Source organism: Bacteroides ovatus, from assembly GCF_001314995.1.
In the GTDB taxonomy this organism is placed as follows: Bacteria; Bacteroidota; Bacteroidia; order Bacteroidales; family Bacteroidaceae; genus Bacteroides; species Bacteroides ovatus.
Window position 1 is genome coordinate 285,373 of the sequence record NZ_CP012938.1, and the last position, 14,995, is coordinate 300,367.

Annotated in this window: 13 protein-coding genes; 5 read left to right on the top strand and 8 right to left on the bottom strand. The window is 43.2% G+C overall.

Features of this window, described 5'->3' with window-relative positions; all coding sequences use genetic code 11:
• Positions 1-14: 14 nt before the first annotated feature.
• From Bovatus_RS01020 to Bovatus_RS01035, 4 genes are all read right to left on the bottom strand, one after another.
• Positions 15-698 (bottom strand): L-ribulose-5-phosphate 4-epimerase, encoded by a 684-nt coding sequence (locus Bovatus_RS01020; RefSeq protein ID WP_004297457.1) that lies wholly within the window; start codon positions 696-698, stop codon positions 15-17.
• Between the two features lie 5 nt (positions 699-703).
• The gene (locus Bovatus_RS01025; RefSeq protein WP_050554628.1) at positions 704-1,420 is read right to left on the bottom strand and encodes an NUDIX hydrolase; all 717 of its coding nucleotides are present in this window, start codon (positions 1,418-1,420) and stop codon (positions 704-706) included.
• Positions 1,421-1,556: 136 nt separating this feature from the next.
• A complete protein-coding gene (locus Bovatus_RS01030) occupies positions 1,557-3,251 on the bottom strand; it encodes a sodium:solute symporter (RefSeq protein ID WP_004297459.1) in 1,695 nt (564 codons plus the stop codon).
• Positions 3,252-3,276: 25 nt separating this feature from the next.
• The gene (locus Bovatus_RS01035; protein WP_004297460.1) at positions 3,277-4,416 is read right to left on the bottom strand and encodes an aldose epimerase family protein; all 1,140 of its coding nucleotides are present in this window, start codon (positions 4,414-4,416) and stop codon (positions 3,277-3,279) included.
• A gap of 375 nt (positions 4,417-4,791) precedes the next feature.
• Between Bovatus_RS01035 and Bovatus_RS01040 the strand changes: the two genes are divergently transcribed.
• On the top strand, positions 4,792-6,774 hold the full coding sequence (locus tag Bovatus_RS01040) for an alpha-L-arabinofuranosidase C-terminal domain-containing protein (RefSeq protein ID WP_004297462.1): 1,983 nt from the start codon (positions 4,792-4,794) through the stop codon (positions 6,772-6,774).
• Between the two features lie 119 nt (positions 6,775-6,893).
• Here Bovatus_RS01040 and galK read toward each other — a convergent pair whose 3' ends face one another.
• From galK to Bovatus_RS01055, 3 genes are read right to left on the bottom strand one after another with little or no spacing between them, the layout of a single operon-like run.
• Entirely contained in the window at positions 6,894-8,048 is a 1,155-nt protein-coding gene (gene galK / locus Bovatus_RS01045; RefSeq protein WP_004297463.1) for a galactokinase, read from the bottom strand.
• 47 nt (positions 8,049-8,095) lie between these two features.
• The gene (locus tag Bovatus_RS01050; RefSeq protein ID WP_004297464.1) at positions 8,096-9,436 is read right to left on the bottom strand and encodes an MFS transporter; all 1,341 of its coding nucleotides are present in this window, start codon (positions 9,434-9,436) and stop codon (positions 8,096-8,098) included.
• Between the two features lie 52 nt (positions 9,437-9,488).
• The gene (locus tag Bovatus_RS01055; protein ID WP_004297465.1) at positions 9,489-10,586 is read right to left on the bottom strand and encodes an aldose epimerase family protein; all 1,098 of its coding nucleotides are present in this window, start codon (positions 10,584-10,586) and stop codon (positions 9,489-9,491) included.
• 259 nt (positions 10,587-10,845) lie between these two features.
• Between Bovatus_RS01055 and Bovatus_RS01060 the strand changes: the two genes are divergently transcribed.
• From Bovatus_RS01060 to Bovatus_RS01075, 4 genes are all read left to right on the top strand, one after another.
• The gene (locus tag Bovatus_RS01060; RefSeq protein WP_004297466.1) at positions 10,846-11,817 is read left to right on the top strand and encodes a type I phosphomannose isomerase catalytic subunit; all 972 of its coding nucleotides are present in this window, start codon (positions 10,846-10,848) and stop codon (positions 11,815-11,817) included.
• 101 nt (positions 11,818-11,918) lie between these two features.
• On the top strand, positions 11,919-12,884 hold the full coding sequence (locus tag Bovatus_RS01065; RefSeq protein WP_052587881.1) for a tyrosine-type DNA invertase cluster 3b: 966 nt from the start codon (positions 11,919-11,921) through the stop codon (positions 12,882-12,884).
• A 334-nt stretch (positions 12,885-13,218) separates the two neighbouring features.
• Positions 13,219-13,797: a UpxY family transcription antiterminator gene (locus Bovatus_RS01070; protein ID WP_004297469.1), complete on the top strand. Its 579-nt coding sequence runs from the start codon at positions 13,219-13,221 to the stop codon at positions 13,795-13,797.
• A 27-nt stretch (positions 13,798-13,824) separates the two neighbouring features.
• Entirely contained in the window at positions 13,825-14,574 is a 750-nt protein-coding gene (locus Bovatus_RS01075; RefSeq protein WP_004297470.1) for a polysaccharide biosynthesis/export family protein, read from the top strand.
• On the opposite strand, the gene Bovatus_RS01080 is transcribed toward Bovatus_RS01075, so the two are convergent.
• A complete protein-coding gene (locus Bovatus_RS01080; protein WP_004297471.1) occupies positions 14,567-14,992 on the bottom strand; it encodes an N-acetylmuramoyl-L-alanine amidase in 426 nt (141 codons plus the stop codon). The genes Bovatus_RS01075 and Bovatus_RS01080 overlap by 8 nt on opposite strands.
• Between the last annotated feature and the right edge of the window lie 3 nt (positions 14,993-14,995).

A 14,995-nucleotide genomic window follows, 5' to 3' on the forward strand; every position in this document is an offset into this window, starting at 1 on the left:
TACTTTTTAATTGATTATTGTCCATAATAAGCATTCGGACCATGCTTGCGGCTGAAATGTTTCTCTATCAGCAGCGGATTCATTGTTAAATTGGGATTTACCGCATAAGCGATACTTGCCATTTTAGCCACCTGTTCCATAACCACAGCATTGTGTACGGCATCATGCGCGTCTTTTCCCCAAGAGAAAGGACCGTGATTTTTTACCAATACTCCCGGTGTATGTACAGGATTCAATCCTTCAAAACGTTTCACTATCACATTACCGGTTTCCAGCTCGTAAGCACCTTTCACTTCCGCTTCTGTCATATCCGCTGTGCAGGGAATGGCATCATGGAAATAATCCGCATGAGTCGTTCCGATGTTCGGAATGTCGCATCCCGCCTGTGCCCAGGCAGTAGCATAAGTAGAGTGAGTATGAACCACTCCGCCAATCTCCGGAAATGCTTTGTAAAGTACTACGTGAGTAGGAGTATCCGAGGATGGCTTCAGTCGTCCTTCAACGACCTTGCCATCCAAATCCACTACTACCATATCTTCGGCTTTCATGTCATCATAACTTACACCACTGGGCTTGATTACTACCAGCCCGCTTTCACGGTCGATGGCAGAAACATTGCCCCAGGTAAAGATGACTAATCCATGCTTTACCAATTCGAGATTGGCATGAAATACTTTTTCTTTTAGTTCTTCCAGCATAATGATTAGATTTTAAATTTCGGGTCTTTGCGGTAAGCCTTGCTATTGAACTTATACAAGGCAGCACCACGTTTCGAACCCAGTTTATCAATTTTATCAGTCTTTTCTATATAATCCATTTCAGCTACTCTTTTACGGAAATTCCGTTTATCCATTGTTTCACCGTAAATGGCTTCATATAAACTTTGTAATTGGGATAATGTAAATAGCTTCGGCAATAGATTGAAACCGATGGGCTCTACAGATGCTTTCTGTTTCATCAGTTCCCGTGCTTTTTCTACCATTTCAGGATGGTCGAAGATAAGCGGGGGAAGTTCATTTATATTCACCCAGTAAGCATTGTGTTTCTGAACCTGTTTCCGGTCATACTCATTGATGTTAATCAATGCATAATAAGCCACGGAGATAACCCGTTCACCCGGATCGCGATCGATAGCTCCAAAAGCTCCCACCTGTTCCATGTAAACGTTTTCTAGTCCGGTAAGCTCATGCAATACACGTTTAGCGGCATCATCCACACTTTCATTGTTTTGTACAAATCCTCCCATCAGTGACCATTCACCCATTGCCGGCTCGAAGTTTCTCTTTAACAATAACAGGCTGATTTCCCCTTCGTAGAAACCGAAAATGATACAGTCTATGCCGACATAGAAGGCCGGATTCGAGCTATAATAAACCTTTTCCCGCCCCTTTTCCAAAGAGGGGGAATTAGAGGTTATCATTGGCTCTTGTGAATTATCTTTATCCATTTAGATTGTGATTTTAGTTATAATAAAACAGTCTTTCCGTAGATAAGGCTATTTTCAGGCTTCTCTTTTAACCCTTCCCTAAGAGGAGGGTTGAAAGAGAAGCTTATTTTTACCAGAAATACCAGTAGAAAGCAGCAGTAATGGCCAGAATAATTACCGTATGAATAATATCCCAGTGATTCCAGCTTGCACGTGTAGCGGCTTTTTGTTCCTTAGTAGCCGTACCGAATACTAGTCCCTGAATCTTTTCTGCAGTTGGAGCTTCTGTTGCCAGACTGACTACGATTACTACAATAATACAGAACAGGAACATCCATCCACAGAAGAATAACCAGTTCATGTCATAGAACAAATATTTGAATGTAGAATCAGCTACTTCACCTGCGTTGCTATAATATACTTTTGCGCCGAGGCGGGTCAACCCGATTACCATGCCGGAGATCAATCCCCACATACCACCCTGGGCGGAAGTACGTTTCCAGCAGATCCCCAGTAAGAAAGCGGCAGCGATACCTGGTGCCAATACAGACTGAACATCCTGCAAGTAAGTATAAAGTACATCACCTACACTACGCATGATAGGAATCCAAAGAATACCTAAAACAACGATTACGATTGTTGCAATCTGACCGATACCCACCAGCTTCTTTTCCGGAGTTTCCGGTTTGAAACGTTTGTAAAAGTCGATAGTAAACAACATGGCTGATGAGTTAAACAGAGATGCAAGGGAACTCATCAAAGCGGCAAGAATACCACATACTACCAAACCTTTCACGCCCGCAGGAAGTAATTTGGCTACTAATGTCGGGAAGGCGGCATCAGCATTTGCTGTTCCGTTAGCCAGCATCGGTAAGAAACCTTCACCACCGGCACCGATATATTTTTGATGTAATGCAAATGCAATCATACCAGGAATCAAGAAAAGGAATACGGGTAGCAGTTTCAGATAAGCACCGAAAATAGTACCACGACGAGCTTCCATTTCATTTTTACCTGAAAGTACACGTTGTACGATGAACTGGTCGGTACACCAGTACCAGAAACCGATAATAGCCGAACCGATCAAAGCACCCAACCAAGGGAAGTTTGCATCATCGTTGCTACGAATCAGGTTAGTCATTGTATCACCGTAATCATTTACAGTAACAGCGCCGCAGACTCTCATCATTTCGTCCCATCCACCTAATTCTTTGAAACCGAGCACTAGAATTATTAATGATCCTAGCAGTAGGATAGGGGTTTGAAGAACAGAAGTGTAAAGAACTGATTTCATACCACCGAAGATAGTATAAAGCGCAGTTAACACTACCAGACCGATAGCTGCAATCCAGAAGAAATCAATTCCCCAAAGCTCTTTTATACCGAATACTTGTTGGAATACGAGGCCACCGGCATAAACAGTTACGGCTACTTTGGTCAATACATAACTTACAAGAGAAATAACAGATAAAATAGTACGTGATTGAGGATTATAACGACGCTCCAGAAATTCCGGCATTGTATATACCATGCTTCGTGTATAGAAAGGAACGAATACCCATCCCAAAATCAAGATCATCCATCCCTGGATTTCCCAGTGTGCCATAGCCATACCACTGGATGCTCCGGCTCCTGCCAGTCCGATCAAATGTTCCGAACCAATGTTTGATGCAAAGATAGAGGCACCGATTGCAAGCCATGTTGCGTCGCGTCCACCCAAAAAATAATCCGCCGAGTCATTTTGTTTTTGTCTGACTACCCAAACAATAATACCGATCAGAGCCAGAAAAAAGACTCCGATTACTAGCCAATCTAATGCTTCCACAATAAATATGATTTATAAGTTAATATTATTTCTCTACAGAGAATTTGAAAATACATTCGCTATTATAAGTTTGTCCCGGTTCCAGTACAACAGAAGGCCAGTCTGCCTTGTTGGGGCTATCTGGATAGTGTTGTGTTTCCAGGCAGACAGAAGCACGTTGGTTGTAAACGATACCTTTCTTTCCGGTTACGGTTCCATCAAGGAAGTTTCCTGTGTAAACCTGTACACCCGGTTCGTTGGTATATACTTCCAGAGTGATGCCGCTTTCAGGTGAAGTTAGTTTGGCTGCTACTTGAGAAAGATCTCCCTTAGTGTTGAGCACCCAGTTGTGGTCATACCCTTTTCCGTTCTTCAGTTGAACGAAATCATAATTGTTGATCTCTTTACCTACCGCTTTCGGAGTGGTGAAGTCCATCGGAGTGTCTTTTACCGGAGCGATTTCGCCTGTAGTCATAAAAGTACTGTCTACCGGAGTATAATAGTCTGCGTTCACATACAGTATGTTGTCAGTTGAAGCTTTTGACGGATCACCAGCCAGGTTGAAGTAAGAATGGTTGGTCATATTGATGATCGTCTTTTTATCGGTAGTTGCGCTATATTTAATGTCGATAGCGTTGTCTTCAGTTAGTTTATAGGTCACTTTAGCTGTTACATTTCCCGGGAAGTTTTCGTCTCCGTCCGGTGAGACAAGTGTCAGTTCCAACGTTGTCGGATCAATCAGATTAGCTTCATAAACTTTGTATTGCCAACCTTTCGGACCTCCATGCAGGCAGTGGCCGAAATTGTTTTGCGGCAGTTGGATGGTATCACCGTCCAATGCGAAACGACCCTGATTGATACGGTTTGCATAGCGTCCGATAGAAGCACCAAAGTCGCTGGGTACATTAATATAGTCAGCAATGCTGTCAAAACCTAAAACTACATCCTGCATCTTACCGTTCTTATCGGGTACCATGACAGACACGATACGTCCTCCGAAGTTAGTGATGCATACTTCCATACCTGCCTTGTTCTTTAAGGTATAAAGAGCTGTTTGGGCATTGTTCACTTCTGTTTGAAATTTTACCGGGTCGAGACCGGACAAGGTCAGCTCGGAAGCCGGCTTGTTATTGCACGCAGCCAGCATCAGCGCGGCAAATCCTGCAAGTAGAAAATGTTTTTTCATGGTTTTATTTTTAATGTAAATGAGATGCTTATCTTATTTTGGGTGTAAAAGTAACACTTTCGTTTGGTGTATCAAATACACTCTTATATGTTGTGCAGCATAAATGGTGTATTTTATGATTTTCCATACACCTTATTATATATAAATGTACGCTTTCCATCCGTTTGTTTTTCATATAATAGAGCGTGCAAATAGGTGCTTTTTAATCTGGTTTCGTATTATAAATATCAGATGCGGATGGAAAATTGTGCAAATGAATGGAATTTGATCCTTTTTGACCGATAAACACCTATTAATGATAAATTTGGGTACGGAGAAAATAGAGAATCTGATTATCTTTGCATTTTAACTATATATAATTTTTTATTGAGAACCATGAGAAGATACGCAAATTTATTGGCAGTATTAGCCTTGTCTACTAACCTTGCCCTTCATGCTCAAACCAATGAGTTGGTGATACAGACGAAGAAGCTGGGTGCAGAAATCCAACCTACTATGTATGGACTCTTTTTTGAGGACATCAACTACGCTGCCGACGGCGGACTTTATGCCGAACTGGTGAAGAATCGTTCCTTTGAGTTTCCACAACACCTGATGGGATGGAAAACGTATGGAAAAGTGTCATTAATGAACGATGGTCCTTTTGAGCGTAATCCGCATTATGTGCGCCTTTCCGACCCCGGACACGCACATAAGCATACCGGATTGGATAACGAAGGTTTCTTCGGCATCGGTGTCAAGAAGGGAGAGGAGTATCGTTTCTCTGTTTGGGCGCGTTTGCCGCAAGGAAGTACGAAAGAAACATTGAGAATCGAACTTGTAGATACCCAATCAATGGGCGAACGTCAGGCACTTGTTGCAGGGAATCTTACGATTGATTCTAAGGACTGGAAAAAATACCAGATGATCTTGAAGCCCGGCAGTACTCATCCGAAATCCGTACTCCGTATTTTCCTTACCTCCAAAGGAACAGTAGATTTGGAGCACGTCTCCCTTTTTCCGGTTGATACCTGGAAAGGACATGAAAATGGGCTTCGTAAAGATTTAGCACAAGCATTGGCGGATATTCATCCCGGAGTCTTCCGCTTTCCCGGTGGTTGCATCGTAGAAGGTACCGACTTGGAAACTCGTTACGACTGGAAAAAATCAGTTGGTCCGGTAGAAAACCGTCCCTTAAATGAAAATCGTTGGCAATATACTTTTACTCACCGATTTTTCCCTGATTATTACCAAAGCTATGGATTGGGATTCTACGAATATTTCCTGCTGTCTGAAGAAATGGGTGCGGCACCTCTGCCGATTCTGAATTGCGGACTTTCCTGCCAATATCAGAATAATGATCCGAAAGCTCACGTAGCCGTTTGTGATTTGGATAACTATATTCAGGATGCACTCGACCTGATTGAGTTTGCTAATGGAAACGTGAATACCACATGGGGAAAGGTACGTGCCGATATGGGACATCCTGCTCCGTTTAACCTGAAGTTTATCGGTATCGGTAACGAACAATGGGGGAAAGAATATCCCGAACGTCTCGAACCGTTTATCAAAGCCATTCGTAAAGCTCACCCGGAAATTAAAATAGTAGGTAGCTCCGGTCCGAATTCCGAAGGAAAAGATTTTGATTATCTGTGGCCTGAAATGAAACGCCTGAAAGTTGATTTGGTGGACGAACATTTCTATCGTCCTGAAAGCTGGTTTCTGGCTCAAGGCGCCCGCTATGACAACTACGACCGTAAAGGTCCGAAAGTATTTGCCGGTGAATATGCCTGCCATGGAAAAGGAAAGAAATGGAATCATTACCATGCTGCTTTGCTAGAGGCTGCTTTTATGACCGGATTGGAACGTAATGCTGACATCGTTCACATGGCTACCTATGCTCCGCTTTTCGCTCATGTGGAAGGATGGCAATGGCGTCCTGATATGATTTGGTTCGATAACCTGAACTCTGTGCGTACCACTAGCTATTATGTACAACAACTGTATGCGCAGAATAAAGGAACAAATGTTCTTCCCCTTACCATGAACAAGAAAAATGTAACGGGAGCCGAAGGACAGAACGGACTCTTTGCCAGTGCTGTTTACGATAAGGGTAAGAATGAACTGATTGTAAAGGTTGCCAATACTTCCGCCACAATACAGCCAATTTCCTTGAATTTTGAAGGATTGAAGAAACAAGATGTATTGTCTAATGGCCGTTGTATCAAACTTCGTTCGCTCGATTTGGATAAGGATAATACACTTGAGCAACCTTTTGCCATCGTTCCACAGGAAACTCCGGTATCTATTGAAGGCAACGTGTTTACTACCGAACTGGAACCCACTACGTTCGCGGTATATAAATTCACGAAGAAATAAGTAGAACTAATTAAATGTTATTAGACCAATAGGTTTTAGATTTTTGTTAATTGTAAAAAGTAAGGGCGGCTTCCATCACGGAAGCCGCCCTTCTTATTTATTTAATTTCGAATAAATTCTTATTCCAGTCTACGAGAACCGTCACCGATTACTACGTCATACACTTTCGGGCTTCTGCCGAATTTAGCTTTGAAAGCAGCTTTTGTTTTTTCAACGAAGTTGTCATACAACTCATCTTTAACAAGGTTGATTGTACAACCACCGAAGCCGCCACCCATTACGCGTGAACCGGTTACACCGTACTCTTTAGCGCAGTCATTCAGGAAGTCGAGTTCTTCGCAGCTTACTTCGTACAGCTTGCTCATGCCGTGATGAGTTTCGTACATCTTCTTACCTACAGTTTCGTAATCATCCTTTTCCAATGCCTCGCAAACATCGAGTACACGTTGGATTTCTTCGATTACATATTCTGCACGCATATAGTCTTCAGCGCTGATATCAGCTTTCGCTTCTTCTAGCATAGCCATTGTACAGTCGCGCAGGAATTCTACGTGCGGATGTTTTTTCTGGATAGCGGCAACAGCAGCTTCACAGCTTTGGCGACGCTTGTTATAAGCAGAAGAAGCCAATTCGTGTTTCACAACTGAATCCATCAGAACCAGACGATAACCTTCCGGATGGAATGGGAAATACTGATACTCCAGTGAACGGCAATCCAGACGGATCAAGCTACCAGCTTTACCGAATACGGAAGCAAACTGGTCCATAATACCGCAGTTCACACCACAGTAATTATGTTCTGTAGCCTGGCCAACTTTAGCCAATTCAAATTTATCTATTTTGTTTTCACCGAACAGTTCGTTCAGTGCGAAAGCATACGTACTTTCCAAAGCGGCAGAAGAAGACATACCTGCACCCAGAGGCACATCACCTGCGAAAGCAGTATTGAATCCCTTCACATCAACGCCACGTTTAATCATTTCACGGCATACACCGAAAATATATCTTGCCCAGCTGGCGCGTGGAGCATCTTCTTCATTCAAACCAAATTCTACATAATCCTTCAAGTCGATAGAGTAAGCCTTTACTTTGTCAGTACCGTTAGGTTTGATTTCAGCAATCATCCCTTTGTCTACCGCTCCCGGAAAAACGAATCCACCGTTGTAGTCAGTGTGTTCACCGATCAGGTTGATACGGCCCGGAGAAGCATATAAAAATCCAGTAGTTCCGTCAAAGTGTTTAATGAATCGACTTCTTACGTATTCTGTATCCATGATATTTATATTTTAAAGGTGAATAAATTGAATTCTATTCTATGTGATTATTCCACAGGAATATCCTTATTTACATTCTTGCAACCTACCAAACCGTAGAACAACAGGTAAGCCAGAGCAGCGATAATCAACCAGTAGCTAGCCATATAACCTACAGAGTCAGAGATGCTTTGTTGGATCAACGGCAATACACCACCACCAACAACCATCATCATAAAGATACCGGAAGCCTGTGCTGTATATTTTCCTAAGCCTTCTACTGCAAGGTTGAAGATACCACCCCACATTACAGAAGTACAAAGACCACAAAGTACAAGGAACAAGGCGCTCACAGGAACCTGTGCCATCATAAAGCCTTCACCTACAGTATAACCCGGCATTGAAACCGTTACATCTTTCGGAGTGAAGATAGCGATCAATACGAAAATGATAGCAGTAGCAGAAACAACGATCAACTGTGCACGGCTGGAAACCTTACCACTGATAGCACTACTTGCAGTACGTCCCACAAGCATCAGCAACCAATAGATAGCAGCGATAGCACCACCGATAGCAGCACCGTTCATCATGATACCGGCACCTTTATCGCTTGAATCGGCAAGATAGAAGTTCAGTGTACCCGGGATACCAATTTCAATACCTACATAAATAAAGATACCGATTACACCCAGTAAAGTGTGACGGAAGCTCCATGGACTGTGAGAGAATTTTTCTTTCTTCACTCCACCTTTCTGAAGGTGTGGTTCAGGAATAGCAACAAATGAGATAACGATAAATGCAGCAACGAATACACCCATAGCAACGAAGAGCAGAGGAGCAACGTCAGACATAGCAGTACTTGAAGTAACAGTACCGATCAAAGCACCTACGAAAAGCGGAGTCAATGTACCAGACAAAGAATTAAGAGCTCCACCAGTTTGAATCAACTGGTTACCTTTGTTACCACCGCCACCGAGAAGGTTCAACATCGGGTTTACCACTGTGTTAAGCATACAAACGCAGAAACCGCAGATAAATGCACCAAGCAGATAGATTACAAAGTTTAATTTGATAACATACTCACCGAATGCGAATACTTCAGCACCTGCTCCGAATAAGCTGGAAAGATACTGTGTGAACAAACCGAGGAAACCTACTGCCATTGCAATCAAAGCAGTCTTCTTGTAACCGATCTTAACGAGCATGTTACCGGCAGGAATTCCCATAAACAGGTAAGCCAGGAAGTTCATCATATTTCCCATCATACCTAAAGTGTTCGAACCCGCATATTCATTTCTCCAGATTGTTCCGAATGGAGCAGCGAGGTTTGTTACGAAAGAGATCATCGCAAAGATGAAGAACATCGTGATAATTGCGACGAGATTACCGTTCTTTTTTTCTTGTGTCATGGTTCAAAAAAAATGTTAGTTTATAAAATTAGGTTAGTTATTTTTTCAAATCTTATTCTTCTACTGCAAACTTGTAGACAGTGATCTGTTGGTATTCATCACCCGGCAGCAAAGTAGCCGATGGGAAATGCGGTTTGTTCGGGGTATCCGGGAAACACTGTGCTTCAAAGCAGATAGCGCTTCTGGCAGGGAATGTAGCTCCGTGTGCACCTTCAAATCCGTTGAGCCAGTTGCCCGTATAGAGTTGTACACCCGCTTCGGTGGTATATACTTCCATGATACGTCCGCTTTCCGGGTCCTTGCAAGTGGCAGCCAGGTCGAGCGAACCGCTTTCCATCTTGTTCAGTACATAACAGTGGTCATATCCTGCACCGAAAATCAGTTGCTGGAATTTGTCGTCGATACGTTCGCCTACAGTGTGTGGAGCACGGAAATCCATCGGAGTACCCTCTACTTTGGCAATTTCACCGGTAGGGATAGAAACTTCGTCGATAGGCGTATAGAAATCAGCGTTGATCGTAACGATGTGGTTGTTAACGGTAGGAGTAGGGTTGGAAATACCGGCGAGGTTGAAGAAACCGTGGTTAGTCAAGTTAACGACTGTAGCTTTGTCGGTGGTAGCGCGGTATTCGATAGTCAGTGCATTTACTTCATTTTCCAGGCGGTAAGTCATTTCCACTTCCAGATTGCCGGGGAATCCCTCTTCGCCGTCAGCAGAAACATAGTTGAATTGCACTGTGCTCTCATCAATCTGGACAGCATCCCAAACACGGGCGTGGAAACCGGTAGGTCCACCATGCAGAGAGTTAGGTCCGTTGTTAATCGTGAGTTCATGTTCTTCGCCGAACAAGGTGAATTTTCCTTTCGCGATACGGTTGCCGTAGCGTCCGATAGTAGTGCTTAGGAAAGGTTCCGGGCTGTTGATGACGTGGTCGATGCTGTCGTGTCCGAGGATTACATTAGCATACTTACCGTTTTTGTCCGGTACCATGATAGAAAGAATGGCGCATCCGTAATTGGTTACAGCTACTTCCATTCCCTTTGTGTTTTTGAGGATAAATAAATCAGTTTTCTTATCATTTATATCCTTTTGGAAATCTTTCCGGCTGAGCCCTGATAGATTCCCTTCTGTTGGGAATGTGTTATTCATGTCTGGTATTATTAAAAATTTCCTGCAAATAAAGGGAAATTCTTTCTTACTCACAAATTATTCCGACTAAATATGACAGGTGCTTTAGGAAAGTTTAGCTTTATTACTTCATCTTCTTTGGATGCAAGGACAAAAGATGATTTCTTAAATGAATTTTCATCCTCCTTTTCTTAAAAACTGAACTATTTTTTGTATGTTTGTTCCCGGATTGTAACAATCCGAGCGAATTTAATCTAAGTTTATAACAAGAAAAACAAAAATGTATCCATTAAAATTCGAACCTATTCTGAAGCAGACGCTTTGGGGGGGCGACAAAATTATTCCGTTCAAGCATTTGAATTCAGACTTGAAAGGAGTAGGAGAAAGCTGGGAGATTTCCGGTGTTGAGAACAATGAATCCGTAGTGGCTAATGGCCCGGATAAAGGTTTAACCTTGGCCGATATGGTAAGAAAGTATCGTGAGGAACTGGTTGGTGAAGCGAATTATGCCCGTTTCGGCAATAAATTCCCACTGCTCATTAAGTTCATCGACGCCAAACAGGATTTGTCAATCCAGGTACACCCAACAGATGAGTTGGCGAAGAAACGTCACAATTCAATGGGAAAAACCGAGATGTGGTATGTGGTAGATGCCGACAAAGGAGCTAAATTGCGTTCAGGATTCTCTGAACAGATTACCCCGAAAGAATATAAAGAACGCGTGTTGAACAATACGATTACCGACGTATTGCAGGAATATGAAATTCATCCGGGTGATGTATTCTTCCTTCCTGCCGGACGCGTGCACAGCATCGGGGCAGGTTCTTTCATCGCCGAGATTCAGCAAACTTCTGATATAACTTATCGTATCTACGATTTCAACCGTAAAGATGCGAATGGTAAAACCCGCGAACTTCACACCGATTTAGCCCGTGAAGCCATCAACTACGAAGTGTTGGATGACTATCGTACTAAATACGAACCACTGAAGGACGAACCGGTAGAACTGGTTGCCTGCACCTACTTCACGACTTCTCTGTATGACATGACTGAAGAAATCAGTTGCGACTATTCCGAACTCGATTCATTCGTGATCTTTATCTGTATGGAAGGATCTTGCAAGATGAGAGACAATGAAGGTAATGAGTTGACTGTTAGTGCAGGAGAATCTATCCTGTTGCCTGCTACCACGCAAGATGTCACTATCACTCCCGAAGGAGGAAGTGTGAAATTGCTGGAAACATACGTATAAGATAATAGCGTACAAAATGAAGGTCATCCGACTTTGTTTCATCCTCATGATGGGCAAAGCCGGATGACTTTTTTGAAATATATAAAATAACTAGTGATGTAATGAGGAACAAAAATGGATTTAGCCGATGTGCAGAGTTCTACATCGGCCGTTTGCGAAAGGAGGGACGCTATTCTACGGCGCATGTCTACAAGAATGCCCTCTTCTCTTTCAGCAAGTTTTGCGGCACGCTCAATGTGTCGTTCAGACAAGTCACCCGGGAAAGTTTACGACGCTACGGGCAGTATCTTTACGAGTGTGGCTTGAAACCCAACACGATCTCTACGTATATGCGTATGCTTCGTAGTATTTATAACCGGGGAGTAGAAGCGGGCATTGCGCCTTATGTGCCGCGACTGTTTCATGATGTTTATACCGGTGTCGATGTTCGCCAGAAGAAGGCCCTGCCTGCTGTCGAATTGCATAAGCTTCTGTATGAGGACCCCAAATCGGAGCGTTTGCGTCGTACACAGGCTATTGCTGCCCTGATGTTCCAGTTTTGTGGAATGTCGTTCGCTGATCTGGCTCACCTGGAGAAATCGGCTTTGGTACAGAATGTGTTGCGATACAACCGTATCAAAACTAAAACCCCGATGAGTGTGGAAGTACTTGATACAGCCAGTGAAATGATTAACCAGCTTCGCAATAGGGAAGATGCACAACCCGATTGTCCGGATTATCTGTTTGACATCCTTAGCGGCGATCAAAAACGTCTGGATGAAAGAGGGTACCGGGAATATCAGTCCGCTCTTCGCCAATTCAATAATTGTTTGAAGGACTTGGCAAGAGCCTTGCATTTGCAATCTCCAGTCACTTCCTACACACTTCGCCATTCTTGGGCAACGACAGCGAAGTATCGGGGAGTACCTATTGAAATGATTAGTGAATCATTGGGCCATAAATCTATAAAAACCACACAAATCTATTTGAAAGGCTTTGGACTTAAAGAACGTACAGAGGTAAATAAAGGGAATTTATCTTACATTAAAAACTGTTGTGTAGGCAGGGTGAAAAGTGCAAAGTGTTAGTATTCAGAACTAAAGTATGTGTGTTACTTCTTAGGTAACGGAACTTAAATTTGACGCAAAGATAGACAAAAACATAAATAGTAAGCAAATATTCTTCCACTTTTTTTCGTTTTATCTGAAATATAGGAAAAAAACTATCCGAACATGAAATAACTTTATTTTCATGCTCTAAACTTTTTATTGCCTAATCTCTGGATTTTTCCTGTTGAGTATTAGGCAGTTCCTTTCTTGTGCCCTATTCCTATATGTGATTTCCATTTTTATAGAGACGCGCGCCTTGTGTGTGTATTGTCCGTTACCTAAGAAGTAACGGAATAACATGGGGTAAAAAAACATGATTTTAACAAAACCAAAATCAATTAGTGCTGGGCCTAGCGATGGGACAGGGGAAGGCGTAGCACACTCTAAACGCTGGTATGTTGCTCTGGTTCGTATGCACCACGAGAAGAAAGTAGCCGAACGTTTAGACAAAATGGGGATCGAGAATTTCGTTCCTGTCCAACAAGAAATTCATCAGTGGAGTGACCGGCGCAAGGTAGTTGAGTCTGTCCTTCTTCCAATGATGGTGTTTGTACACGTAAATCCGAAAGAACGCAAAGAAGTTCTGGGTTTTTCTACAGTTAGCCGTTATATGGTGATGCGTGGTGAGAGCTCTCCGGCGGTGATTCCAGATGAGCAGATGGCTCGTTTCCGTTTCATGCTCGACTATTCCGAGGAAGCTATTTGTATGAACAGCTCTCCTTTGGCACGTGGTGAGAAAGTCCGTGTTGTGAAAGGACCTCTGACCGGGCTGGTTGGTGAACTGGTCAATGTCGATGGTAAAAGCAAGATTGCCGTCCGGCTGAATATGCTGGGATGCGCTTGCGTCAATATGCCTATTGGTTATGTCGAGGCTGTCTGCGAGAAAAACTAATCCCGTCATCATTTATCCACCATTTACATGAATACGAAATTATCCGGTGCTTTTGCACTGATATTCTTTTTCTTCTTTCTCTCGGCTTGCCAGTCCTATAAGAAAGTGCCTTACTTGCAGGATGCGGAGATTTTGAAACAGGCGAATACGCAAGTTGCGCCTGTTCAGGACGCAAGGCTGATACCAGGTGATGAAGTTTCCATTCTTGTTTCCACTTCCGATCCGGTTGTTTCGCAGCCTTTCAATGCGCAAGGCAGTACGTTTCTATTGGACGATCAGGGAAATATCAATTATCCGGTTTTAGGTAAACTTCCTTTGAACGGTTTAACAAGCCGTGAAGCTGAAAACCTGATAACGGAGCGACTGAAATCTTACGTGAAAGAAAGACCTACGGTAGTAGTTCGTATGTCCGGCTTTAAAGTTTCAGTTTTGGGTGAAGTGGCCTCTCCCGGTGTTTATCCGGTGGTGAATGAACAGATCAATGTGCTCGAGGCCCTTGCCATGGCAGGAGATTTGACTATTTATGGTGTTCGTGATAATGTAAAACTAATCCGCGAAGACAGGAATGGGCATAAACAGTTTGTTACACTCAATCTGAACGACGCGGATTTGTTATTGTCTCCTTACTATCAGTTGCAACAGAATGACATCCTGTATGTCACTCCTAATAAAACCAAAGCGCAGAGCGCAGACATCGGAACAAGTACGACGATGTGGGTTTCGGGATTTTCCATCCTGGTATCTATTGCCAGTTTGCTGGTCAATATACTTAGATAATACCATCTAATTCCCGGTACTCCTCCGTACAATTAAAACACGGACACTCCTTCATCGGATTCAAATCATGATGGCCTACAATCAACGTCTTAGGAAATATTTTCCTCAATTCGCGGAGCAGACCGAGCAAAGAAGCCCGTTGTGCCAATGTGCGCGTGTCTTTGGGACGTCCCGCCATATCCAGTCCTCCTTCGTAACAAATACCTATCGAATGGGTGTTATGGTCACGGCAGTGTGCCCCGACCTTTTCCAGAGGACGGCCCTGACAGATTTCTCCGTCCCGGGTGATGTAGAAATGATAGCCGATGTCACGGAATCTCCGGTGAAGGATATGATCTTGACGGCAAGCCTCCGCCGAAAGGGACTTTCCTTCCGGCGTGGCACTGCAATGAATGATAATCAGAGTGATGGTACGCATAGG

Excerpts from the sequence above, each read along its gene's own strand:
- Bovatus_RS01020 (WP_004297457.1), bottom strand. The coding sequence starts at position 698 with ATGCTGGAAGAACTAAAAGAAAAAGTATTTCATGCCAATCTCGAATTG.
- Bovatus_RS01025 (WP_050554628.1), bottom strand. The coding sequence starts at position 1,420 with ATGATAACCTCTAATTCCCCCTCTTTGGAAAAGGGGCGGGAAAAGGTT.
- Bovatus_RS01035 (WP_004297460.1), bottom strand. The coding sequence starts at position 4,416 with ATGAAAAAACATTTTCTACTTGCAGGATTTGCCGCGCTGATGCTGGCT.
- Bovatus_RS01040 (WP_004297462.1), top strand. The coding sequence starts at position 4,792 with ATGAGAAGATACGCAAATTTATTGGCAGTATTAGCCTTGTCTACTAAC.
- galK (WP_004297463.1), bottom strand. The coding sequence starts at position 8,048 with ATGGATACAGAATACGTAAGAAGTCGATTCATTAAACACTTTGACGGA.
- Bovatus_RS01050 (WP_004297464.1), bottom strand. The coding sequence starts at position 9,436 with ATGACACAAGAAAAAAAGAACGGTAATCTCGTCGCAATTATCACGATG.
- Bovatus_RS01055 (WP_004297465.1), bottom strand. The coding sequence starts at position 10,586 with ATGAATAACACATTCCCAACAGAAGGGAATCTATCAGGGCTCAGCCGG.
- Bovatus_RS01060 (WP_004297466.1), top strand. The coding sequence starts at position 10,846 with ATGTATCCATTAAAATTCGAACCTATTCTGAAGCAGACGCTTTGGGGG.
- Bovatus_RS01065 (WP_052587881.1), top strand. The coding sequence starts at position 11,919 with ATGAGGAACAAAAATGGATTTAGCCGATGTGCAGAGTTCTACATCGGC.
- Bovatus_RS01070 (WP_004297469.1), top strand. The coding sequence starts at position 13,219 with ATGATTTTAACAAAACCAAAATCAATTAGTGCTGGGCCTAGCGATGGG.
- Bovatus_RS01075 (WP_004297470.1), top strand. The coding sequence starts at position 13,825 with ATGAATACGAAATTATCCGGTGCTTTTGCACTGATATTCTTTTTCTTC.
- Bovatus_RS01080 (WP_004297471.1), bottom strand. The coding sequence starts at position 14,992 with ATGCGTACCATCACTCTGATTATCATTCATTGCAGTGCCACGCCGGAA.